This is a genomic window from Acidothermus cellulolyticus 11B, from assembly GCF_000015025.1.
Lineage (GTDB): Bacteria > Actinomycetota > Actinomycetes > Acidothermales > Acidothermaceae > Acidothermus > Acidothermus cellulolyticus.
In genome coordinates this window covers 1,959,773-1,985,313 of record NC_008578.1, presented here as the reverse complement: position 1 = coordinate 1,985,313, position 25,541 = coordinate 1,959,773, and the positions used below count along the sequence as shown (strand labels likewise).

Genomic DNA, 25,541 nt, shown 5'->3' with positions numbered 1-25,541 from the left:
CCGGAGTGGTCGGTAGGTCACTAGCTGTTTCGGCGTCGCGGCGCGCACCCTGAGCGTCGAAACATACTTTCGTTCCCGGTGGGAGGATGAGCGAGTGCGGCTGTACGTCCCGTTCACCGTGAGCGCTCTGAAACGCCGGTGGCAGGGGATGGAGAGCGAATTGGTTGGACCGGGGACGGTGGTCCACGGGGTGACGCCGGCGCTCCGGGAGTGGTACGTCGAAGGTGACGACGAAGGCCTCGAGTACGCGGCGATGACCGAGGCCGCCGCGGCCGCGGTGCATCTCGTCGTGGCCGAGCTGAACGCCGGCCGACCGGGACCGACCGGCCGGGTGGTTCTGGCAATCGATCTCCCTGATCGGGAGGTCCAACATCTGCCGGACCTCGGCATGACAGCGCTTGGCACCCGGGTCGCTGTCCATGCCTCTGACGCGGCCGCACTCCATGTCGACGACGCCGCGGCTGATCCAGCGCTTCGGCGGCTCGCCGCCGCCATCCGAGAGGAGACCGACGACGCTCCCGCCCTGCTCGAGCAGATCGTCGATCGGGACTTGCTCTGGTACGCACCGAGTGAGGTCGATCGGATTGGCGCAGGGTACGCCGATGGAATGTGAGGATGGCACCAGAGGGGACGGCGATGGTGGACGGCCTGGTGGCGGTGCCGGCGCCGCGTAATGAGCCGGTCATTGACTATCGGCCCGGGACGGCGGAACGCGAGCGATTGGCCGCAAAACTTAAGGATCTCGCGGCGAGCCGGCAGGATTTCGCCATGGCGCTGGGAGACGAGCGCCGGATGGGCGGCGGAGACCGCATCTCGGTCGTGCAGCCGCATCGCAAAGATGCCGTCTTGGGGGTGCTGGGCGAAGCGACAGCGGCGGATGTCTCGACAGCGGTGGACCGGGCGCTGGCCGCGGCCCCCGGGTGGCGGGCGATGGATTTCGCGGACCGGGCGGCGATTTTCCTTCGGGCGGCCGACCTGCTGACCGGCCCGTACCGCGCCGCCATGGCGGCCGCGACCATGCTCGGTCAGAGCAAGACGTGTTATCAGGCGGAGATTGACGCAATTTGCGAGTTGGCCGACTTCTGGCGGTTCAATGTGTGGTTTGCGCAGCGGATTCTCGCCGACCAGCCGTTGAGCACGCCGGGAACGTGGAACCGGGCGGATTATCGCCCGCTCGAGGGTTTCGTCGTAGCGATTACGCCGTTCAACTTCACGTCAATAGCGGGAAATCTGCCCACGGCGCCGGCGTTGATGGGCAATGTCGTGGTCTGGAAGCCCGCTCCGACGCAGCAGGCGGCGGCCTCCTTGCTCCTGCGCATATTGGAGGACGCCGGCCTGCCGCCGGGAGTGGTGACGATGGTGACCGGACGTGGCGCCGCGGTATCGGAGGTCGCCCTGGCGCACGAGGATTTGGCCGGCGTCCACTTCACCGGTTCGACGGCGACGTTCAACCATCTCTGGCGGCGGGTGGCGGAGAACCTTGACCGATATCGCAATTACCCGCGCATTGTGGGTGAGACGGGAGGGAAGGATTTCGTCGTCGCCCATCCGTCAGCCGACGTGGACGTCCTTCAGACTGCGTTGATCCGCGGGGCGTTTGAGTACCAGGGACAGAAATGCTCGGCGGTCTCCCGCGCGTATCTGCCGCGGTCGCTCTGGAAACGGATGCGGGATCGGTTCCTTGCCGAAGTGACGGACATACCGGTGGGGGACGTCACCGACTTCTCGGTCTTCATGGGTGCGCTGATCGATGAACGCGCCTATCGGCGGGTGGTCGCGGCCATCGAGCGGGCCGCTGCAACGCCGGGCTTGTCGATTGCCGCCGGTGGGACGTACACCGACGATCCCGGCTGGTTCGTCCGGCCGACGGTGATTCTTGGTGAGGATCCGCATGACGAGGTTTTCACGACCGAGTACTTCGGTCCGATTCTTGCGATATTCGTCTACGAGGACGACGATTATGCGGACGTCCTTGATCTGGCGGCGACGACCAGTCGCTACGGGTTGACCGGTTCGATCGTGGCAACCGACCGGCGGGCGATCACGCTGGCGTGCGAGCGGTTACGGTACGCGGCGGGCAACTTTTACATCAACGACAAGCCGACGGGCGCTGTCGTCGGTCAACAGCCATTCGGCGGCAGTCGAGCCAGCGGGACGAACGACAAGGCCGGATCGGTGCAGAACCTGCTGCGCTGGACGACCACCCGCATTGTCAAGGAGAATTTCTTACCGCCGACCGATTACCGCTACCCACACATGGAAGACCGGTGACATGGGCGGCACGGTCGACTCCGAGACACCCGGCCGGCGTGTCGCTCCGCACTCGGTCGGCTTCCGGGCCGACGCGTCGCTCGGTGATACCGGATTGGGTCATGCACCCTTGCGGGAAGTGCCGCCGGGCGCCGGGGAGGACGTCGAGCGCAAAAAGCGCGAACTCATTGACGACGCGGCGCAGCTGTGTGAAAGCGAGCGTCAAGCCGCCATCCTGCGCGGCTACTTCGCAACGGCGGCGGCGGAAGACGTCGTCGCGTACAGCGCCGAGGAATTGCTAGGAATCGTCCGGCGGCACTGCGAGGTAGCCGCAACCCGGATCGTCGGAACCGAGAACATTCACGTTGAGGTTCGCGGCGGTCGCCGCGGTTCGGTCGTGATTGTCACCGACGACATGCCGTTTCTCGTGGACTCCGTGACGCAGGAGCTCACCCGGCTGGGCGTCTTCGTCGAGTCGCTCGTCCATCCGCAATTCGTGGTACGCCGGTCGGTCACCGGCGAGCTCCTCGATGTGCTCGATCGCGTGACTGCCGAGGATGCGCCGCTGGGTACGGTCATCGAGTCGTGGATGCGGATCGACGTCAGCCACCTCGACATCGAGCCGGATGGTCTGGTGGCTGCGTTACGCCGCGTCCTTCGCGACGTGCGGTCGGCCGTCGAAGACTGGGATCGCATGCGCGCGACTACGCTGCGCATCGCCTCGCAACTGCGCACGCATCCTCCAGCGGCGGATGATGACGCGCACGAAGTCGCCGCCTTCCTCGAGTGGCTTGCCGCCGACCATTTCACGTTCCTCGGTTACCGGGAGTACCGCATCGTGTCGGTAGAGGGGACGGATGCCTTGGCGGCTGTTCCCGGAACGGGGCTGGGTATTCTCCGCGCCGATCAGCACGGGCCGCGGAAGCTTGCGGAGTTTCCGCCCGAGGTACGGGCCCGAATCCGCGAGCCGCGTCTGCTTGTGGTAACAAAGGCGAATTCACGATCGACCGTGCACCGGCCCGACTACCTGGACTATATCGGTGTCAAAGTCTTCGATGCGGCAGGGAACGTCATCGGCGAGCGGCGCTTCCTCGGCTTGTTCACCTCGTCGGTGTATGCCGAGCGGGTGTTGACGATTCCCATGGTGCGGCGCAAGGTGCAGGAGGTGTTGGACCGGTCGGGATTTCCGCCGCGCAGCCACGACGGCAAGGCGCTGCGGGAAATCATCGAGGACCACCCGCGCGACGACCTCCTGCAAATATCGGCATCCGACCTCTACACGGTGGCGATGGGTGTCCTCCACCTGCGGGAAAGACGACGACTGCGGCTCTTTTTGCGTCGCGAGGAGTATGGCCGGTTCTACTCCTGCCTGGTGTACCTGCCCCGCGATCGGTACAGCACGGCGGTGCGGCTGGAATTTCGCCGCCTACTGCTGGAGGCGCTCGGCGGCACGAGCATCGACGACGCCTTGCGGGTGACGGATTCCGTCCTGGCCCGCGTGCATTTCGTCGTCCGCGTGCCGCCAGGCAGCCGACCGGCGGTGGACCGGGACGAGCTGGAACGCCGCCTGGCGGCCGCGCTGCGGACATGGGACGACGACTTTGCCGATGCGATGACCGCGCGTTTCGACGACGAAACCGCCGCATCATTGCTGTATCGCTATCACGGCGCCTTTCCGGAGGCTTATAAGGAGGACTTCTCCGCGGACACCGCGGTGGACGACGTCCGTGCCATCGAGCGCCTGCAGGGACCGCGGGACATTGACGTCAAGGTCTATGAGCCGTCTGCCGCCGGGAGCGACGTCTTTCGGGTCAAGATCTGCCGTGTGGGCCCGCCGATCTCGCTGGCGACGCTCATTCCGCTGTTGACCGGCCTTGGGGTGGAGGTGACCGACGAGCGGCCATACGGCATCGAACGGCGGGACGCCGAACACGCCTGGATTTACGATTTCGGGCTGCGGCGAGGCTTTGCTGTGCCGCAGGACGAGAAGTCCCGGCGGTACGCGGGCGCTGCGGAGGCCATCGTCGCGATGTGGCAAGGCCGAGCAGAGATCGACGGCTTTCACGCGCTCACTCTGCGTGCCGGTTTGTCGTGGCGGCAGGTGACAGTACTGCGGGCGTATGCAAAATACCTGAGGCAGACCGGAATCGTCTTCAGCCAAGAATATATCGAGGCTGCCCTGAACCGTAACTCGGATGTCGCGGCGCTGCTCGTCGCACTCTTTGAGTTGCGGTTCGATCCGGGCCGTGCGCCCGACGTTACGGTCGAACAGGAGATCGAGCAGCGGCTGGACCGTGCCCTCGACGCCGTCAGCAGCTTGGATGACGACCGGATTCTCCGGTGTTTTCGGTCGGCGATTCAGGCCACGGTCCGGACGAACTTCTGGCAGACGGAGCCGCCGCTCTCCCGGGACTATGTCTCGCTCAAGCTCCTCGCACGGAACATCGATTTTCTCCCACAGCCGCGGCCGCTTTACGAGGCGTATGTCTACTCGCCACGGATGGAGGGAATCCATCTTCGCTTCGGCCCGGTCGCCCGGGGTGGGATCCGATATTCAGACCGCCGGGAGGATTTCCGTGCGGAAATCCTCGGTCTGGCGAAGACCCAGACGGTGAAGAACGCCGTCATTGTTCCCGTGGGCGCCAAGGGTGGATTCGTGGTCACCCGGCCGCTGCCCGACGATCCAGATGCCGCGGCGGCCGAAGTGGTCGCGTGTTACCGGACGCTCATCCGGGGCCTGCTGGATCTCACGGACAATCTCGATCCGGCGACCGGAACAGTGATACCGCCCGATCGTACGGTGCGCCGTGACGGAGATGACACCTATCTCGTCGTCGCCGCGGATAAGGGTACGGCGACGTTCTCGGATATCGCGAATGAAATTGCGGCCGAATACCACTACTGGCTTGCCGATGCGTTTGCCTCCGGCGGCTCTGCCGGGTACGACCATAAAGCGATGGGCATTACCGCCCGCGGTGCCTGGGAGTCGGTCAAGCGGCACTTCCGTGAGCTTGGTGTCGACATCCACCGAAATACCATCACGTGTGTCGGAATCGGTGATATGTCCGGTGATGTCTTTGGCAACGGCATGTTGTTGTCGTCGACCCTTAAACTCGTCGCCGCCTTCGATCACCGCCACATTTTCCTTGACCCCGATCCCGACCCGGCTGTCTCCTACGCGGAGCGCCGCAGACTCTTCACCCTGCCTCGCAGCAGTTGGGCGGACTACGACGCCTCCCGGATTTCGCCAGGCGGCGGGGTGTGGCCGCGGAGTGCGAAACGCATTCCCGTCTCCACAGAGGCTGCCGCAGTTCTCGGGATTGCGCCCGGTGACTACGTTCCGACCGAGGTGATCCGCGCGATTCTCCGGGCCCCGGTTGATCTGTTGTGGAACGGTGGGATCGGTACCTACGTGAAGGCATCGACCGAGTCCCACGCTGATGTCGGCGATCGCGCCAACGATGCGGTTCGTATTGACGCCGCGGAGTTGCGATGCCGCGTGGTCGCGGAAGGCGGTAATCTCGGGTTCACCCAGCCGGCTCGAGTTGAGTATGCGCTGCGCGGCGGCCGGATCAATACCGATGCCATTGACAATTCCGCCGGAGTAGACACCTCCGATCACGAGGTGAATGTCAAGATTCTCCTGAATGTGGCGCAGCGGGCCGGCCGGTTGGACGCCGGTGAGCGCCATGCGCTGCTCGAGACATTGAGCGACGAGGTCGCAGCGTTGGTTCTTCGTGACAACTACGAGCAGAACCTCGCGCTGTCGTGCTTGGAGGCTGAGGCCACACAGCATCTGCACGTGCACGCCGCGTTCATTGACGCGCTGGAGAGGGCGGGGATCCTCGACCGCAGGCTGGAGCACCTGCCGGATCCGAAGAGCATCGCGGCCCGCGCTGCTGCGGGCCGGGGCCTGGTCCGGCCCGAGCTCGCAATACTCCTTGCGTACGCGAAAATCGCCCTCACTCACGAACTTGTGCGCTCCTCGGTACCGGACGAACCTTTCGCCCATGAGGTCCTGCGCGAGTATTTTCCGACCGCATTGCGGCAGAGGTTCGCCGCCGACATGCTCCGTCATCCCCTGCAACGAGACATCATGGCAACCTGCCTCGCGAATCGTGTCGTGAACATGTCCGGCGTTGACTTTGTGTATCGCCTGATGGAGGAGACGGGCGCCACCGCCGCCGAATGCGTTCGTGCTCATGTCGCGGCGCGCCGGCTCTTCGGCATCGATGACGTGTGGCGGCGCATCGAGGAATTGGACGACGACGTCCCGGCGCAGCAGCAAATCCGGCTCCTGCTCAGCGTGCGGCAGAGCATGGCGCGGATTGCGCACTGGATCGTTCGTCATCGACGTCCGTTGGACAACGTCGGGGGCATTGTGGCTGCGCTGCGACGCGCCGGCGAACTCCTCGGCCGCCTCGCCGACGTCCTTCGCGGCGAGGAAGCGGCTGCGGTGGAGCGGGTCGTTGCGGAGTATTGCGCGAGCCACGTTCCGGATGCTCTCGCCCGGTCGGTCACACTCCTCGATCATGCGGTCTCCGCTCTTGCTGTCGTGGACGTTGCTGCGCGGCTGGACGGTTCGGTTTCGGTTGCCGAGGCGGCCGAGCAGTATTTCCTCGTCGCGGAGCGGTTGCGGCTGACGGCGTTGCGGCGCGCCATTGCCGCTCTTCCGCATGACGATCGCTGGCAGGCGCTTGCGCGATCGAGGGTGCAGGAGGAGCTGCTCGCGGTCCAGGCCGATCTTGCGGCGGCAGTATTACGCGGACGAGGCTGGAGTGCGGAGCGGGAGCAGCAGGTCGCTATGACCATTCAGGATGCGGTGACGACGCCAAGCCTTGCTGCGATCACCGTCGCGTTGGGCGCGTTGCGCGCCCTCCGTGAGGAGGGCTGATTCTCATTCGGCCAGACCGCCGCGCCGTCATGCCGACGTGAGGCCGGAGCCTCGCCGTCGTCGGTGGCTTGGCGGGAATTACCTGACGGTCATTCTGCGGTGCTCGTAGTATCCGATGCTCGGCCGCATACGCGTGATCAGTGCGGCCAGGATCAAAAACGGACGCCGGATCGGACTGACGCTGTCATTTGGCCGGGACGCGCGTGATCGGGATCGCTCTGGTCGGTGCGGTTCCGGTCGGTGAATCACCTTTTTCGTGATTATCACGACGGAACGCCCAGACCGAAGTACCGACCGCACAGGCCGCAGTACCGACTGCGCAGGCCGCATCGAGGCGGCAGTAGCGGCCTAGGCAGGCCGCATCGACGACGAGGTGGCGGGCGACTTAAACTGTGGCACACTAGGAGTCACGGTGGGTCCGCGTTCCGGACCCGGCGGGCTCCCATGCATTGGACCCCCGAGATGCTCACCGGGAGCCCGCCATCCACCTTTCGGGGTCCCGGGTCGGTTGGAGAAGGCGTTGTCTTACGCATTGTTGGTTGACGGCGGATACCTGCTGGGCGAATGCGCGTGGCGGGCCGCTGGTCGCTATGGCCGCTCGGCAATTCGTGTCGATTACGACATGTTGTTGACGGCGATCGCAGACCGGGTCGAGAGCTTCGGCGCCGGTGAGCTAGCGACGGTCGTGTGGTTCGATGCCGCACCGGATGCGAAACCCACGCCGGAGCTTGAGCGTATTGCCGCCCTCGAAGGCGTGGAGCTGCGGCTCGGCCGGTTGGCGGGACGGCGTCGCCGCGGTGTGGAGCTTGCGATCTATCGGGAGATGCTGGCACTGAGCCGGAATCCTGAGATCGATACCATTGTCCTCGTCGCCGGAAATGCCGAACTCGCGATTCCGATCGGAGATGTTCGCCAACTCGGCAAGCGGATCATCGTGGCTCAACCGGGCTGGGATTCCGACGACGAGGATGTCGCCGCCGTCCGCGATGCCGCCGACGAGACGGTGGTATTGCCGTGGCCGTTGCTCGCGGACGCCATAGAATTGCCGGCCGCCGAGCTGCGCGACAAGCCACGGCGGTTCGATCTACGACAGGAGCCGCGACGTCCCGACCGGCGACGCGGAAGCCGCCGATCGGCGGCCAACTGGGAGGAGATCGCGGTACGCGCCGGACGGGATTTCGCCAACCGGTTGATGGCGCCAGATTCTCCTGTCGATCTCGACGATTTGCTCGACGTCCGCCCGGTGCTACCGCGGCACATCGATGTCTCGCTCCTGCAGCTGTTGGAGACTCGGCTCGGCCATGAGCCGACGCAGGCCGAGCGACGGGCCGCGCGCGCCGCTCTCTGGCGGGAACTGGCTGGTGATGAGGCCAACGCGCCGACCTGATACGTGCGAGGCAAGGCGGAGAAGAGCGGGCAGCACAAGCGCGGCGGCGGCGGCGATGGGCAGAAAGCCCTGAGCGTAACCGGTACGTCCACCGACGAGGCTCGTTACCCAACCGACGAGCGGCGGGAGGGCGAATCCGCCGAGGGCGCCCAGTCCGCCGACCCAGCCGGCCGCGCTTCCGACGGCGTCGGGCGCGCACATCGGGAGGGTTCGGAAGATCCACGCGTTCTGGACGCCCATCGCCGCCGCGACGATGAGCGTTGCTCCTAACGACAGGGGGAGACTGCTCGACCAACACAGAACCGCGATTCCGCCGACAAGGCCGGCGTTTGCCGTGAGCAGCACGGCGTGAGAGGCGAGGCGATCCGCGAGAATGCCACCGGGTACGCGCGCAAGCGCTGCAGTTGCGGCGAACGAGGCGGTAAGAATTCCACTTTCACGCAAGGAGAGGCCGTACATCGCGTGCCAATACGACGGCAGCCACGCGGTAAGTCCGAGAAAACCACCAAACGAAATGAAATAACCGCTGACGAGCATCCAGGTCGTTCGCCGGGACGCGGCGCAAAGCAGGGCGGAAGACGCGGCTCGCACCGGTGACCCGATGCGCGCGGCATCGCGGGCAAAAAGCGCATACAGCACCGTCAGGACGACGAGAATCACGAGCCATATTCCGTAACCGCCGACAATGCCGAGACTCGTCACGGCGATGGGCAGGAGAAGAGCGGACAGCGCCGGGCCGAGGTTGCCGAGACCAGCGTAGATTCCTAGAGCCCTACCCTGACGATCTGCGGAGTGCCAACCGGCGATCTGACCGACTCCGACCGAGAACGTCGCCACCCCGAACCCGGCGAGCGCTGCCAGAAGAAAGAGCAGAGGCAATGAGCCGGCGAGGTGGTCCGGATATCGCGCGTGCAGGAGGACCAGCAAGCCGAGGACGGCGACGCTCGTTACGGCAAGGAGGAAGAGAAAGGGACGTCGCCCGCCGAGCCGGTCATAGAGGGCGCCGAATGGGATGCGCAACAGTGAACCTGTGAGGTTCGGGGTCGCTGCCAGGAGAGCGGCGATGACCGGCGAGAGGTGGAGCAATTCGGCAAACCGCGGAGCAAGCGGCCCGACGATCGAGACGCCGGCAAAGCCTCCGAAGAAGCCTAGCGTTGTCGCTGCTAGCGTGCCGCGTGCCGTCCTATTAATTCTGTCAGGGTGGCTCACGGAAGGACTGCTGGTTGCAGCTCTCAGAAAGGTCACCGGCACCGCGCGCTCTCCTTTCACGGCAGACGATCCGGTCGACGCCGTTCAACGGGTCGACCAATCTCAGCACCACAAAGTTGCGGGTGAACGCGACGCTCGTGTTACAGCGGCGGTCCTGACCGGTAAAACAGTGAGCGGTCGTACGGCCGCCGGACGTGAGGGTGACGTAGCACGATGGAAACACGACGGTGACCGTGTAGTAAGAAGAGTCTGGTCGCATGCGTCGTGTGAGAACCTACCCCGCACCTGCCGCGCTCACTGCCGATCCGCAGGGAGTCGCGACCCACTGTCCCTACTGCGCCCTGCAATGCGGCATGTGGATTCGTTCGACCGAACATGGGGTCGAGATCTCCGGACGTGACTTCCCGACCAATCGCGGTCAGCTATGCCGGAAAGGCTGGACGGCCGGTGAGTTGCTCGACAGCGCAGAGCGGCTGCGCATCCCACTCGTCCGTGATTCCCGCGAAGAGGCTCTGCGCCCCGCCACGTGGGACGACGCTCTGGATCGCATCGCGGATGCCTTTACCGGGCTGCAACGGGCATATGGCAACGATGCCGTCGCTATATTCGGCGGCGGAGGCTTGACGAATGAGACCGCCTATTTGTTGGGAAAGTTCGCTAGAGTCGCGCTGAAGACACGCATGATTGACTACAACGGCCGTTTCTGTATGTCGGCGGCGGCAACCGCTATGCGTAAGGCCTTTGGCCTGGATCGCGGCCTGCCCTTTCCGTTGGACGATATCGCGGGCACGGACTTGCTGATACTTGCCGGCGTGAACACGGCGGAAACGATGCCGGTGCTGGTACGGCATCTGGATGAGCTTCGCGCCTCCGGAGGTCGGATTGTTGTGATCGATCCACGCCGGACCCCCACGGCCGCGCTGGCTGACGTCGTCGTTCAGCCTGTACCGGGGACGGACGTTGCACTTGCCTACGGTCTCCTCTTCGGTGCTATTCGGGCCGGCCTCACCGATGGCGAATTCATCGCCGAGCGTACAGTGGGATTCGCAGATGTACGGGCCACGGCAATGGGCTACTGGCCGGAGAGAGTCGAACTGCTGACCGGCGTCTCTGTCGCCCAGCTGGACGAGTTGATTCACGAGCTCGCGCTGGCACGGACGACCATTCTTCTCACCGGGAGAGGCGTCGAACAGCAGGTCCACGGCAGTGCGGCCGTGCTCGCCTACATCAACCTCATGCTCGCGCTGGGGCGCATAGGACGTCCCTACTGCGGCTACGGCTCGGTCACGGGACAGGGAAACGGTCAGGGAGGTCGCGAGCACGGCCAGAAGGCTGACCAGCTGCCGGGTTATCGACGCATTGACGATCCTGAGGCACGCGCGCACGTCGCACAGGTCTGGGGAATCGCGCCGGGCGATCTTCCAGGTCCGGGAGTTGATGCCGTCACGCTGCTCACCGATCCGGATACGGACGTTCACGGCATGCTTGTTATCGGCTCAAATCCCGTTGTGTCGGCACCCAATGCTCAACTCGCTGAGAAGCGGTTGCGTTCTCTTGATTTCCTCGCTGTGGTCGACATCGTACTTTCCGAGACCGCCGAGCTGGCGGACGTCGTTCTGCCGACCACGCAGTGGGCCGAGGAAACGGGAACGATGACAAACCTCGAGGGTCGGGTGCTGCTCCGCCAGAAAGCGCTGGATCCACCGGCGGGGGTGCTCACCGACATTGAGATTCTGCATCAGCTCGCCCGCCGGCTCGGGCATGCGTCGGGATTTCCGACCGATTCTCGCCAGGTGTTCGACGAGCTGCGGCAGGCAAGCCGCGGTGGTGTCGCCGACTACTCGGGCATTGACTACGAACGTATCGCAGCAGAGAACGGCATTTTTTGGCCCTGCTCCGAGCCGGCGGGCATCGGCTCTCCCCGTCTATTTCTGGCCGGCTTTGCGACGCCGGATGGCCGCGCCCGGTTCGTCGACGTCGCGGCTGATCTGGATGCCGATTGTCCGGATGCCGCCTTCCCCTTCTACCTGACGACCGGACGACTGATGGATCACTATCAGAGCGGGGCGCAGACACGCCGTATCGCGTCGCTTCGCCGCGCCTCCCCGGAGCCCTTTGCGGAGGTGCACACCGCGACGGCACGTTCGCTGGGCATCAGCGACGGCGAGCGGGTGCGCATCGTCACCCGCCAGGGGAGCGTTATTCTGCCGGCGCGCCTCACCACGACTATTCGTGAGGACACCATCTTTGTGCCGTTTCACTGGGGCGGGAGCGGACGCGCGAATACCGTGACGACCAATGCCGTGGATTCTACGTGCGGGATGCCGGCTTTCAAATTGACCGCGGCACGCGTAGAGGCCGTCCGGGAATGACTCCGCTGCGTATCGTTGTCATCGGCGGCGGCATGGCCGCCGCACGGCTTGCCGAACGCCTCGGTGGGCGGTCGGACGTGTCGCTGACGATTCTGGGCGAAGAGCGTCACGTGCCCTACAACCGCGCGCTTCTCATTGCCGCCTTATGTCAGCCGAGCTTGCTGTCAAGCCTCGCACTGCATACCCAGCGGTGGTTTGACTCACGCAATATCAATCTTCAACTCGCTGTCCGCGCAGTCTCGATCGATCGCCGGCGTCAGAACGTCGTGCTGCACAATGGCATGCAGGTGCCGTACGACGCGTTGGTTCTGGCCACAGGTGCAATTCCTGTCGTACCGCTTATCAGTGGAGCAAGAGGGTGCCGTGACTACCGGATTGGAACGATTTGGCGGATCCGCGATGTCCAGCGACTGCGGGCCATGGTGCGTCACGCTCGGCGTATTGCGGTGATTGGCGGTGGAGCCCTTGGTGTGGAGGTCGCTGCCGCGTTGGCAGGTCGATGCGGGCAGGTGACACTGACTCACGATGCACCGCAGTTGCTGAATTCTCTTGCGAATGCCGCCGTCAGCGCAGCAACAGCTGAGCAACTACGTCGCCACGGCGTCGAGATTCATCTGGGAAGGCCGGTACGCGAGATTCGCCGGCGTGCGAATGAGTTGACTCTGATCGTCAGCGGGGGAACGGCAATCGATGTCGACGGCGTCGTCCTAGCGGCCGGGGCAAGACCTGCCACGAGGCTTGCGGCTGCAGCGAAGCTCGAGGTCGACGAGGCCGGCGTCGTGGTGACTGACACCTTCGCAAGTCCAGACGATCCAAACATCTTCGCTATCGGGGATTGTGCTGCCACCGGCAGTCGCGGGCAGGCGCTGGCCGCGTGGCGACACGCAGACGCACTCGCCGAGGTGTTCGGCGCTGCGCCGGGCGGTCGGACATACGTACCGGTGGCGACGCTGCGAGTGAGGGCGCCCGGAGTGGATCTCCTGGCCGTCGGCCGATGGCAAGCGGGCGCGAGTGTCCTGTTGGATGACGCCGCACGCAGGACCTATGCGCATCTCACCGTCGAAGAGGGCCGACTGGTTGGCGGAATTCTCTTTGGTGACACCCGGCGGGCGGGCCGTCTGTTGCACGCAGCGAGTCGGCCTTGGAGCGCGGTGAGCGTGAGCAGTCTGCTCTTCGAGTCCACGGTGCGGATGCCCGCGCCGCGTGATGACGATCTGGCGTGCGTATGCCGCGGAGTGCCGGTCGGCGAGGTGCGACGCCTGATACGAGCAGGCTGCGCCGTTGACGAGATATGCCGCCAAACGGGCGCTGCCAGCGGTTGTGGCAGCTGCCGAACCCTCTTGCAGGCACTGATCGACGAAGGCGCCGCTGACGCAGAACCAGCTTGTCATGGCGTGGACGCGGCCCAGGCACATCGCTAATCGGATACCCGACCTTCGAACGGGGCCATGGACCTGGCAGTGCAGCGCCAGTCGACGCAGGCGGTTGTCCCACCGTTCAACCGGCGGTGCGCCCACAAGCCAGCCGATTCCGGCAGTTCGCGTTGATCTCCATGGGGACGCCATCGGTCCGCTCAGACGCGAGCGGCTTCGCGCCGTACTCTCTCGTCTGCTTCCGGCCGTCATCGGTTCCCCCTGCGCGAGCAAATTCTGGTGCGCGGAGTTTTGCGTTGCCGTAACATGACCGCGACAACCCGGCAGCGCGCCCTTCCTAGCGTGTAGCCGTGATCAACGAAGCACTCACTCCCGGCGCCGTCCGACGCATTGTTCTGGTCGGCTACGGCATGGTCGGCCACCACTTTCTCGACCGGTTCGTTCAGCTGGCCGAGGCGCGAGGCGGCGGAATGACATACCGGGTGACCGTGTTTGCCGCGGAGAAGCGCCCGGCCTACGACCGCGTTTCGCTGTCGAGTTATTTTGAGGGGAAAAGTGCCGACGACCTCCAGCTTGGCTCTGCCGGTGATTGGCCGAATGTCGACATTCGGCTCGGTGATCCGGCAATCAGTTTTGACGTCACGGGTCAGCAGGTAAGAGGAGCGTCGGGCTGGACCGAGCGGTACGACATTGCGGTCCTCGCGACAGGTTCCCGACCGTTTGTTCCACCGGTGGAAGGCGCCGCGCGGCCCGGATGCTTCGTGTATCGCACCCTCGATGACCTGGACGCTATTCGGCAGGCGGCTGAACGCGCGCATCGGGGCGTTGTTGTCGGCGCCGGTTTGCTTGGGCTCGAAGCGGCTAACGCATTGCGTCTGCTTGGACTTCAGGTCGCCGTCGTCGAGCGAGCGGACCGGCCGCTTCCCCTGCAGGTGGACGCCGGCGGTGGCGCGATCCTGCGTCGGCAAATCGAAACCCTTGGCATCGATCTGCGCACGGGTGTGACGGTGACAAGCATTCTCGGGCCGGACGGTGCCGGCGTCCAAGCAGTCGCTCTTGATGACGGTGCAATCCTCGAGACCGACCTCGTCGTCTTCGCAGCCGGCGTACGACCGGAGGACGACCTCGCACGACAAGCAGGTCTCGCTGTCGGCCGCCGCGGTGGAATCGTCGTCGACGATACCTGCATGACCAGTGCGGAAAACGTTTACGCCATCGGAGAATGCGCATGTGTCGGTGGTGTGGACGGTACGGTGTATGGCCTGGTTGCTCCCGGTTACGCCATGGCCGATACGGTTGCGCGTCGTCTCTGCGGCGAACCCGCAACCTTAGGTACTCTCGACACGTCGACCAAGCTGAAGTCCTTGGGCGTCGACGTAGCGAGCTTCGGTGACGCGTTCGCGACAACACCGGGCGCCCTTGACGTGGTCTTTGCCGACCACGTGCGCGGCGTGTATCGCAAGATTGTCGTCAGCAATGATGCCAAGCGGCTTCTCGGCGGTATTCTCGTCGGTGACATCAGCGCGTATCCGATCCTGCGGGGCGCCGTCGGCTCGGAGCTGAGCGTCGATCCTCAAGAGTTGCTTGTCCCCGCGGATCAGGTCGTGCTAGGCGGACCGGCGTCGTTGGGTGAAGAGGCAACGGTCTGCAGCTGTCACAATGTCTCGGCAGGCGTCATCTGTTCGGCAATTCGCGAGGGGGCCGAGGATGTTGCGGCGATCAAGAGTGTGACGCGCGCGGGCACCTGCTGTGGAAGCTGTGTACCATTGCTCAAGACGTTGCTTGAGGCGGAGCTAGCCAAACTCGGTAAAGAGCCGCAGCGAGGCCTGTGTGAGCACTTCGATCTCACGCGGCAAGAAATCTTCGAAATCGTTGCGATTCGCGGCATATCGTCGTTTGATGAGTTGATTGAGCAATACGGCCGCGGTCGTGGATGCGATATTTGCAAACCGGTCGTCGCATCCATTCTGGCCGGCCGGCCCGGTGCGCACCCGCTCGATGCCGCGACAGCGGCGCTGCAAGACACGAATGATCACGTGATGGCAAATCTGCAACGTGACGGCAGCTATTCGGTCGTGCCGCGCATCCCGGGCGGAGAAATCACGCCGGATGGCCTGATCACAATCGGCACCATCGCGAAAGAATTCGGGCTCTATACGAAGATAACCGGGGGGCAGCGGATCGACATGTTCGGCGCCCGACTGGAGCAGTTGCCGTGCATCTGGCAGCGGCTGGTCGAGGCTGGATTTGAGTCCGGTCACGCGTATGGCAAGGCGATGCGCACCGTCAAATCCTGTGTCGGCTCCACGTGGTGCCGGTATGGCGTTCAGGACTCCGTTCGATTGGCAATCAAGTTGGAGCTGCGCTATCGAGGACTGCGGGCGCCGCACAAAATAAAGGCCGCCGTCTCCGGATGTGCGCGGGAGTGTGCCGAGGCGCGCGGCAAGGATGTCGGCGTTATCGCATCCGAGCGCGGCTGGAATCTCTACGTCGGAGGCAACGGCGGTTTCTCTCCTCGGCATGCCGAGCTGTTGGCCGCGGATCTCGACGAGGAGACGCTTGTCCGATACATCGACCGGTTCTTGATGTACTACATTCGCACGGCCGACCGGCTGCAACGCACGGCGTCATGGCTTGAGAATATCCAAGGAGGATTAGATCACGTACGGGCGGTGATCATAGATGATTCTCTTGGCCTCTGCGCGGAGTTGGACGCGGCAATGGAGCGCCACGTCGCATCCTACGTTGACGAATGGGCCGCGACACTCAAGGATCCGAGGAAGCTCGCCCAATTCCGTACCTTCGTGAACGCGCCGGAGCAAGCGGATCCGGATATTGTCTTTGTTCCTGAACGTCATCAACATCGGCCGGCGTCTCCCGAGGAACGCCGTCGATTGGCCACGGTGCCCTGAGATCCAGGGCCACCGCAGAAACTATCGGATGCTGCAGGTTGGCACAGGCGAGCTTTCGGCGGTGCGCCGCGGTCGTTCCACATCAGAGAGATTGGGGTCGGCTGTGCGTGGCTGGTTTCAGATCTGTCGTTATGACGAGCTCCTGCCGGGTCGCCCGGTGGCTGCGTGGTTGGACGGAAAGCAGGTCGCCGTGGTGCGCCTGGTCGACGGTACGGTGCACGCAGTCGACAATAAGGATCCCTTCTGCGGCGCGAACGTTCTTGCGCGTGGAATAACCGGCTCGCGGGGGGAGATCGATGTGCTGATTTCTCCTATGTACAAGCACGCGTTTGACCTGCGGAGTGGGCGTTGTCTGGATGACGGGTCAGTGCGCGTGTCGGTCTACGACGTACGGGTTCGCGAGGGTTGGGTCTGGATACGGGCGGGAGAGCGGCGATCGTCGAGGCGCGTCGCGGAGCGGCAATGCGATGGGTAGACCCACGACCAGACGAGAAATGATCAATCAGGTCGGCGGTGTGCCCCCGCTGACCGGTTTCACCGTTGCAATTACCGCTGAGCGTCGCCGGGAGGAGCTTGCCGAGCTCCTGCGGAGGAGGGGCGCCCGGGTAAGAGTGGTGAGCACGTTACGCACCGTCTTCGCGGATGACGCCGAAATTGCCGCGGCCACCGAGGAAGCGCTCACTGGGCCTGTGGACATTGTTATCGTGACGACAGCTGTCGGTTTTCGCCGTTGGCTGGAGAGCGCGGACGGCCTTGGCTACGGCGACAGACTGCGGATGGCTCTGTGGAGCGCTGACCTTGTCGCCCGCGGCGCGAAGGCACGCGGAGCTGTCCGCGCCGCCGGATTGCCCGAAACGTCCCCCCCGGTCGAGACGATGTCGGAGATCGTGGAGTTTCTCCGGGCGCGTGGCGTCTGCGGCAAACGCGTCGTGGTGCAGGCGCACGGTGATCCGGACGACCGAACAGCGTCGGCTCTTTGCCGCGATGGTGCCGAGGTGGTCGTCGTCCCGGTGTATCACTGGTCGTCGGCTGATGCCGCACGTGCGGAGCGGCTTGCCGGCGATATCGTGACCGGCCGGCTCGATGCGGTGGTTTTCACCAGCCGACCCGCATGTGACGGGCTTCTGCGGGCGTCCGGCGACGCGCGCGAGCACGTGATTGACGCCTTTCGCGCGGGTGTTGTTGCCGCGTGCATCGGCCCGGTATGTGCGCAGCCGCTTGTCGACGCCGGCGTTGACGTCGTCATGCCGCCGCGGGGCCGGCTCGGCGACCTGGTGCGCGCCGTGACAGAAGAGGTGCCGAGGAGGCGGACGCTGTCCACGGCAATCGGCAACCAGCGCCTCGAGGTACGGGGTCACGGCGTCGTTTACGGGGAGGCCTTTACCGTGCTACCGCCCGCGCCGTTGGCGGTCTTGCGGGCCTTGGTCGCGAATGCCGGTCGTGTGGTCACGAAATCGGCGCTGGCCGCGGCGATCGGTACGGCGGTAGGTCGCCAGCAACCGAGTCAGGCACTCAAACGGCTGGAGCATCGGCGGGTAGAAATGGCAGTCGCTCGACTACGACGTGCAGTGCCGCACATACCCGTTACCGCTGTTATCAAACGCGGGTATCGTCTTGCCCAGCCTGGGAGCGAAGGTGTTGTTTTCGTCACCGGCAAGGGCGACGTGGACCGGAGTCATGCGCCCATGCCGGATGAGGAAGCCACGCCCGGGCGGCATCCGGCCGTGGCTTCTCGGCATGCGAATCCCGAAGAGGTCACCGTCGAGCGGACTACGTGGGTCGAGGAGCACTCCGCTCCGTGATTTGCGTATCTGGTGAAGAAATCCGCGGTACGCCGTCGTGAGGTCTTCCGTTGTGCCGGCGACGCAGAGCACGCTGCCGCGGTCGGGCGCTTGCCGCGCGTAACCTTCCAGTGCGAGAAGGAGCGCAGGGTCGTCGAGAAGTTCTGCGTCGTCAATCAGGACGGCGCAGCGTCCAACTCGTTCAATGAAATCGTCGAGCTCTGCCGCAGATGCGATTATCTCTGCGCCTGGAATTGCCGAGCAGACCGGCGATCGCCGAGGGGTAATGACGGCAACAGGCAGACATTGTCCGGTGAACTGCCGGCCCAGGAGAATGAGGGTATTGCTTCGACCGGATGTGGGTGGTCCAGCGATGAGCAGTCCCGGCAGGCATTCACTGACATCAAGCGTGACGGTGGATGCTTCGTTTCCACCCACGCCGATGATGACAGTGCCGGGTCTGGGGGTTACTGCTGCCTGGAGGGTCTCGAGGTCCACCCGTTCAGGCATTGGCGGTACCCGCCTGGGCGAGACTCCGCCGCTGGACGAATCCATTGTGCGCACCGGCTCGCGCAGAGCGGCTGCGAGCGCAGCGACGTCGGCCGTCTGAGCGGTGTTCGATGAGTCGTTCCCGAGGAGGACGAGCTGGGTCTCCACCCCGTCCGGACCGGTAAAGCCGCGGCCCGGGGGCAATTCGCGGGGAATTCGGCTTGACTGGATTCCCGCCAGACTAAACTCCGCCCGATCCGACAGACGTAACACGATCCGCTCGTCGATGACGGATGCGAGGCGACCCAGCAGGCCGTTGCGTCCTGCCGTGACCGCGACATGCAGACCGTAGGCGGGACCCTCCCGGAGGAGGTGGAACACATCGTCGATGAGTGCACCGTGGTCGGCGTCTTCACACGCCTCGATAAATGCTTCCCACCCGTCGATCGCGACGAGAAGGTGCGGCAGGACGGGCGACCTCCCTGCACGTGGTCCGGCTGTCGTCTGGTGTGCGGCGTGGTCGGGAGGCCCGTCGCAATGATTGGCGGAGGTTGTGGCGGCAGCGACAATCCCGCGGCGGTCAATCTCATCTCGCAGCATGGCGACGAGTCGCTGCGTCCGTTCCCTCTCGTGTCGTCTGATGAGGGCACCGCAGTGTGGAAGCGTTTCAAGCGGCGTCAATGTCCCCCCGTAGTCCAGGACATAGCAATGCAGCTCCGCCACCGGTGTGGCTCGGCAGAGCGCAGCGACGAGGGTGCGCAGCGCGGTCGAACGGCCACTGCGGGCTGCGCCGACGATGAGCAGATGGCCGGAGCGGGCAAGGTTGACGCGATACTCACCGTGTGCTTGCTGCGCCGGTAGATCCGTGATACCCAGCACGACGTCAAGCGGGCGGTCTCGCGCAGGATCGCTCGTTATGACGTCCGGCAGCGGCTCACGCCAGGGAGCCGGCGGCGCCGTGATGGCGAGCGAGGCCGCAATGTCGCGACATGCTGAGGTGATCAGTGCGAGATCGCTAATGTGATTCGTCGCAGAATCGCTCGCCGGTCGCGATTCCGCGCAGCAAAGGTCGGTGATCGGGACAGGCTGAATCTCGACCTCGGCTGTCTGCTCGGTGCAGGACATGACGGCCACCCGCGCCGCTTGAAACACCCGATGCTGATGGTGACCGGTGCGCAGGTAGCCGCGACCCGGCGTATCCCGTCCGATATGTGCGGCGTCCGCAATTCCGATGAGACTGCGTGACTCGGCCTCGCTCGTGACCGCAAGGCAGATGCGAAGGTTGGTATTCGCAAGAATATCGGCACTCACCGCCCCCTCGGGACGCTGGGTGGCGAGGAGTAAATGAATGCCGAGCGACCTGCCGCGCTGCGCTATTCCCACTAAACCGCTGACAAAGTCAGGGAGTTCCGCCGTCAACGTGGCGAATTCGTCGACGATGATGACAAGCCGATGTAGCCGGCAACCGGTTGCGCGGTAGGCATCGAAATCGGCGGCCCTCACGCCGGCGAAGAGACGCTCGCGGCGTTTCAGTTCAGCAGCAAGGGAAGCAAGAGCCCGCTCAGCGTGCGCTTCGTCAAGGTCCGTGACAACGCCGACAACATGGGGCAACTGGGCGCACGGACCGAACGCAGCTCCACCCTTATAGTCGACCAACACGAAGGCAAGTTCATCCGTCCTGTTCTCCATGGCGAGTGATGCGACGAGGGTCTGCAGAAGTTCACTCTTTCCTGCCCCGGTCATGCCGGCGACCAGTCCGTGCGGTCCGTCACGGACCAGATCAATAGCGACGATGCCCTGCATTCCTAAGCCGAGAACGGCGGTAGTGCTCCGGCCGTCCCTACGCCATCGCTCTTCGATGTCGTGTCGCAGCTGGATAGCGTCACAGCAGCCGCGGACGCTGAGCAGCGAGACGCTCTGCGGCAGCTGCCCACCATTTCGGCTGTCTGGAGTTTCATCGCGCAGTGGCGCTAAAGCTCGCGCAACCGCTTCGGCCCAGGGGGACGTCGGCGCGTCGGCGGCAACGGCCACCACCTGCCCGCGCGTGCGGAATTCGGCACGATGAGTGCTCGGCGAGTCGAAAGTCACTGTCGCCTGACATTCTTCGGGCAGCTGGTCAATGGATTCGTCGACACAGATGGAGAACACCCCCTGGTGCGGACCGTTGACCAACACGTCGGAGAGGGCGGTACGGCGTCGCAGGGCCAGCGCGCCGTCAACGAGCACCACGATTCGCGGCGCCGCGTCGGACGGTGGCGTGTGCTGTCGGGTCCGGAGCTCGATGAGCTCGGTGAGTTCGCGAATCCGCCGGGCAATTGTTCTCTCGTCACATCCCATGAGGGCCTGACAGTCCGCGCCGGGGAAGGGGGTCACATGCGGCAGCCACCGTACCCATTCCCACCGGCTGATATCCGCAGCGAGAAGGACGATCCGGACATCACGCGGGCTGTGCAGCGTCGCTATTTGTGCGACGAGCGCGCGGAGTAGGCCATGGCACGCTTCGTGAGGTCCGGCGAGACCCATGACGCCGGTCTCGGCGAGGTCGACCGTGACGGGGACATCGTCAACGAATGGGTGCTCAATTGGGCCGTGCGGGGCGCGGCGTACGGCACATGTCGCCCGGAGACTGCCCGTACCAAGGCGGAGGTGCAGAAAATCAGCGTCCGACGGCCGGCGTTCCCAGAGCCGCCTGTTCCGTTGCCGGGCGATCGAGAAGATCTCACCCGGCCCAGGGAAGGCGTGCCGTCGATGCGCCCGCTCCGCACGCAGCTGCTGGCTGATGTGTGCATCGAGTTCCCGACACTGTGCGAGGTAGGACTCTTGATTGAGACGCCGGCGGCGTCGCTGGGCGCGAGACTCAGTGAGCCACTGGAGGATTCCTCCTACGGGCGCGAGAGCCGAGAAAACAAGGTACTCCGGTCGGCGCAGCAGTGCCGCGAAGCCGATGCCCGCAAAGAGCGGAACAGCGGTACCGACGAGGGGCAACCGCGCTTGCGACGGCTGCGGCGGCGGGGACGGAAACTCGACGACCTCGTCGGCGGCATCGGAATGTCGCGGATCGAGCCTCGGCGGCCGGTTCACCGCTAGTGTTCCATTGGCGCGCGGCAGGACGCGCGCACCGTCGGGACCTGGCCTGGACGCCGTCCGGTGCTGAAGCGGCTCAATGACGATGGAGCTTTCGCCGATCCGGACGACCGCCCCGGTATGGACCGGTTCGGGTGCCGTGCCCACCGCAGAGGTGCCGATCCATGTTCCGTGGCGCGATCCGAGATCCGCGATGCGGATGCCATCCCCGCCGGCCGGTGCGGCGCGGCTCTCCAGCGGCAGGTACAGCACGGCGTGCCGGCGGGAGACAGCCGGATCTGTCAGACGCAGATCACACCCCGGGGCTCGTCCGATGATGCTCACCGGGCGGGTGAGGACCGCGGTGCGACCCGCATCCGGCCCGGAGAGAACGGTCAGCGTCACGGACTCGCGCACGTGAGCCGCGGCACTGTCGGTGATCTCTGCCGGCCGGAAGTCGATGACGCTGCCCTGCCGGATGACTCCGGAGTCCCACGGCACCTCATCGTCGATCCGGTTGCCGTCAATGAGCGCAACGCCGTCCGCCCCGCCGGCCACAGACCGGCGCAGCGCCGCGAGGATCTCTCGAACCGGCGTCGCCGGCCGGGCGCGAATGCGAACCGTCGCGGCGTCAGACGGAGCACCCGCCGGTGTACGGACGGTGACCGTGATGCTCACCGGGGTCGCCGATCTCGCTCGGTGCGGCACATGGCGTCGAGTCTGACGCGGCGGACGGTCGCATTACCCGGCTGCGTGAGCTGCTGTGGATAGTGCCAGCCGGCTCGGTGGAGGCACGCTCAGCCGACCGCCACGGTTGGATCACCCGGTCGGATCACGCCACATGATTACTCCGAATAGCCGCCGGACCATTTACTCCATTCGGCCGTGCGCTCTCGGCTGTTCGGCGTACACGATGACGCCACGGGGAAGGCCAGGTTCCCGATTCCGCGAGTCGGGAACCTGGCCCACGGTCACCTAACGGGGAGGGAGGTGCCTGACATGCGTGACACTTTCTGGGGTTAATGGGCGTTGGCACCACCATCTGGTTAGGCCCTGATTTCCCGCGCCGGCTGAGGGACCCTGCCTGGCCCTTCAGCCGGCACGCGGAACATCCTCTCCTCCATCTCCTCGGCCCGGTGGCGCTACCAGGCAATAGCCCGAACGCGTTCTCCTATTTGGGCTATTGGATGCAGCCGATCCCGGTCGATGGTAGAGGAGACGTCGTTCAGCGGCAGCCTGGGAGGACCGGTGCGAACGGATGCGGAGCGCGCCCTTGGCCGAAGGGTTCGCGCGGTGTGCTTCGTGGCGCTGGCGGTGGCTGCCGCTGCGTGTGTCGGGGTCGTCATCGGCGATCACGTTCCGCAGCTGTGGCGGCTGGCATTTTCGGTCGCGGCAGCGTTCGCCGCCTACGCCGCCATGATTAAGGTCCGCGACGGCGGGACGCGGAAGGCATACGCATGGCAGACCAGTGCGTTGGTTGTCGTACTTGTCCTGCTTCCGGCGCCATATGTTGTCCTCGTCTTTGGTGCCGCGCGGGCATTGGCAGGACGCGTGCTGCGCGAGCCGGTGCAGAAGCTGATTTTCAACACCGCACTTGCCGTCATCTGTGCAGGTGCCGCATCCGGCATTTCCACTGTCTTTCACCTGTATCGTGTCCATCTCGACTGGGGGCAGGTCTTTCATGGACACATGCTGGTGGGGCTGCTGCTCGCCACGCTGAGCACGGCGTTGATCTCACCGATTCTCGTCGCTCTTCCCACCTCTGCGGAGCGGCACCGTCCTTTCACGTCCGGACTCGCGGGGCTATATCGTATTGCGATCATTGTCTGGTTCCGGAATTTCCTCATCGCGTTGGTCGTCATCGCGGCCCTGGACCGGTCCATTGGGCTCACCCTTCTTGTGCTTGCTGCGCTCGTTCCGTTGCACGCACTCAGTGCCGACCGTGCCACCCTGGGCCGGGAACGCGCCGCATGGCGACGCCTGCAGCGGGCCATCGACCAACTGCGGGACAGCGACCTGCACGCATTGCTCCGCGTTGCCGCACCGGCGGCCGCCGCCATGCTCCGCGCGGACGCAGCGGAAATCACCCTTGCCGAACACACCGGATACCCCGTGCGGTATGCCACCGACGATGCCGGCCGGGCGGACGTCCTGCCCACGGCGGCAACGATGACCGCAACCATTGCCCGAACACTGACCACCCGCGAGGGGGACGTCGGCGCGTTGCGGCTGTTCTTCACCCGGCCGGTCTCATTGACCGAGACCGAGCAGGCGACCTTGGATGCGTTCGCCAATGCGTTGGCAGTCGCGCTCGCCAATGCCGTGAAGTTCGCTACTCTCACGCGGGAAGCCGAAGAACGCATTCGGGCTGCCCATACGGATCCCGTGACCGGGCTGGGCAATCTCCTCATGCTGGAGAAGGAATTCGAGATGTCCCGGCGCAGCGACCAGCCGTTGGCCATCGCGGTAATTGGGCTCGATCGATTTGCCGAGGTGAACGACATTCTGGGCGCCCACCCCGCTGACCTGATGCTTCGCAGCGTGGCGGAGCGATTGGCCGGCATCGTACGCCGCTGCGACGTGGTCGGGCGGCTGCACGGCGCGGAGTACGTGCTGCTGCTCCGGGAGCTCTCCGGCCCCGAAGCTGCGGTGGCGCAGGCCGAATTGGCCGTCCGCTCCCTCGGCGGAACGATTACCGCCGAGGGGTTGGACATTGCCCTCGACGCCCACACCGGGGTGGCGTGCGTGCCTGAGGATGGGACGACGCTTGCCGAAGTGGTACGGCGCGCTCGGCTCGCGATGTACAAGGCCCGGGCGATGGACCTCGCCGTCTATCGGTACAGCAGCGACCTCGAACCTCCGGCGATGGCACAGGTGCAGATGCTGCGGGACCTGCGCACCGCCCTGAGCGAGAACCAATTTGTGCTGCACTATCAACCGAAATTCTCCCTGCGCACCGGACTGCCGGTAGCGGCGGAAGCCTTGGTCCGGTGGCAGCATCCGCAGGAAGGCCTTATCTCACCGGCGCAGTTCGTTCCGCTGTTGGAACGCTGCGGTCTGATTGGAAATCTCACCCGCTACGTTCTTGATGCGGCAATCCAGGAAGGAGCGTCCTGGTATCGGGCCGGTCTGCCGCTCAGCGTGGCGGTGAACCTCTCGGCGCGGAATCTCTTGGACGAGGATCTGCCGCGTTTCGTCCTGGACACGCTTGCGCGTCACGGGTTGCCGGCGGATCGGTTGATTTGTGAAATAACAGAAACCGCGGTGTTCTCCCGCAGCCTGACGGCGAGCACGATCCTCGACGCGCTCCGGACCGCAGGGGTCGGATTGTCGCTCGACGACTTCTGCACGGGGTATTCCTCGCTCTCGCTGCTGCGTGAGCGTACGATCGACGAAATCAAAATTGACCGGTCGTTCGTGAGCGACCTTGGGACCGGCCGGCGTTCCACCGAAATTGTCACCGCGCTCATCGATCTTGCGCATCGCTGCGACATCATTGTGACCGCCGAAGGCATTGAGACGAAAGAACAGCAGCGGCTCTTGACCGATCTCCAGTGCGATTACGCCCAGGGTTTCCTACTGGCAAAGCCGATGCCGGCCGCGCTGGCTCGGCAGCTCTTCCTCGATTCGCTCCGGGTTCCGGGAGGTCTGGGGCCGCTGCGCTGGCGGGGCGGTGTCGTTGCGCAGGCCGATTGGGTGGCGAGTCTGCCGTGAGCACGGTTCGCGGCTCACACCGCTGCCAGCGGTCGACGGTGCTCACGAACGAGGCGGCCTGCCGCCGGCACCGAGCCTGACGAAATCGAAGTTCCTC

10 protein-coding genes and 2 pseudogenes are annotated in these 25,541 nt (G+C 64.9%); 10 read left to right on the top strand and 2 right to left on the bottom strand.

Annotation, left to right across the window (positions count from 1 at the left end; translation table 11 throughout):
* The first annotated feature begins 94 nt into the window (after window positions 1-94).
* The 4 genes and pseudogenes from ACEL_RS12025 to ACEL_RS12675 all read left to right on the top strand — a co-directional run.
* Window positions 95-613, top strand: a complete 519-nt coding sequence (locus tag ACEL_RS12025) for a DUF6912 family protein (protein ID WP_041835062.1) — start codon at window positions 95-97, stop codon at window positions 611-613.
* A 26-nt stretch (window positions 614-639) separates the two neighbouring features.
* On the top strand, window positions 640-2,271 hold the full coding sequence (pruA, locus tag ACEL_RS09040; RefSeq protein WP_041835678.1) for an L-glutamate gamma-semialdehyde dehydrogenase: 1,632 nt from the start codon (window positions 640-642) through the stop codon (window positions 2,269-2,271).
* A gap of 1 nt (window position 2,272) precedes the next feature.
* Window positions 2,273-7,144: an NAD-glutamate dehydrogenase gene (locus tag ACEL_RS09035; RefSeq protein WP_083760565.1), complete on the top strand. Its 4,872-nt coding sequence runs from the start codon at window positions 2,273-2,275 to the stop codon at window positions 7,142-7,144.
* Between the two features lie 373 nt (window positions 7,145-7,517).
* Window positions 7,518-8,138 (top strand): annotated as a pseudogene (locus tag ACEL_RS12675) (NYN domain-containing protein); the annotation flags it as partial.
* Between the two features lie 252 nt (window positions 8,139-8,390).
* Here ACEL_RS12675 and ACEL_RS09020 read toward each other — a convergent pair.
* On the bottom strand, window positions 8,391-9,740 hold the full coding sequence (locus ACEL_RS09020) for an MFS transporter (RefSeq protein WP_011720582.1): 1,350 nt from the start codon (window positions 9,738-9,740) through the stop codon (window positions 8,391-8,393).
* 257 nt (window positions 9,741-9,997) lie between these two features.
* Here ACEL_RS09020 and ACEL_RS09010 point away from each other — a divergent pair, with 257 nt between their 5' ends.
* The 5 genes and pseudogenes from ACEL_RS09010 to ACEL_RS12670 all read left to right on the top strand — a co-directional run.
* A complete protein-coding gene (locus tag ACEL_RS09010; RefSeq protein ID WP_011720581.1) occupies window positions 9,998-12,112 on the top strand; it encodes a molybdopterin oxidoreductase family protein in 2,115 nt (704 codons plus the stop codon).
* Entirely contained in the window at window positions 12,109-13,533 is a 1,425-nt protein-coding gene (locus tag ACEL_RS09005; protein WP_011720580.1) for an FAD-dependent oxidoreductase, read from the top strand. The genes ACEL_RS09010 and ACEL_RS09005 overlap by 4 nt, the downstream gene beginning before the upstream one ends.
* A 302-nt stretch (window positions 13,534-13,835) precedes the next feature.
* Window positions 13,836-16,397 (top strand): nitrite reductase large subunit NirB, encoded by a 2,562-nt coding sequence (gene nirB, locus ACEL_RS09000; RefSeq protein WP_011720579.1) that lies wholly within the window; start codon window positions 13,836-13,838, stop codon window positions 16,395-16,397.
* A 28-nt stretch (window positions 16,398-16,425) separates the two neighbouring features.
* The gene (gene nirD / locus ACEL_RS12975) at window positions 16,426-16,872 is read left to right on the top strand and encodes a nitrite reductase small subunit NirD (RefSeq protein WP_011720578.1); all 447 of its coding nucleotides are present in this window, start codon (window positions 16,426-16,428) and stop codon (window positions 16,870-16,872) included.
* Window positions 16,754-17,971 (top strand): annotated as a pseudogene (locus ACEL_RS12670) (uroporphyrinogen-III synthase); the annotation flags it as partial. The gene nirD and the pseudogene ACEL_RS12670, both read left to right, overlap by 119 nt.
* Here the strand turns inward: ACEL_RS12670 and ACEL_RS11585 are convergent.
* Window positions 17,954-22,408, bottom strand: coding sequence for an FtsK/SpoIIIE domain-containing protein (locus ACEL_RS11585; protein ID WP_011720576.1), 4,455 nt, complete (start codon window positions 22,406-22,408; stop codon window positions 17,954-17,956). The pseudogene ACEL_RS12670 and the gene ACEL_RS11585 overlap by 18 nt on opposite strands.
* A gap of 624 nt (window positions 22,409-23,032) precedes the next feature.
* On the opposite strand from ACEL_RS11585, the gene ACEL_RS08965 reads away from it, so the two are divergent.
* Window positions 23,033-25,444: a putative bifunctional diguanylate cyclase/phosphodiesterase gene (locus ACEL_RS08965; RefSeq protein ID WP_041835052.1), complete on the top strand. Its 2,412-nt coding sequence runs from the start codon at window positions 23,033-23,035 to the stop codon at window positions 25,442-25,444.
* Window positions 25,445-25,541: the final 97 nt, after the last annotated feature.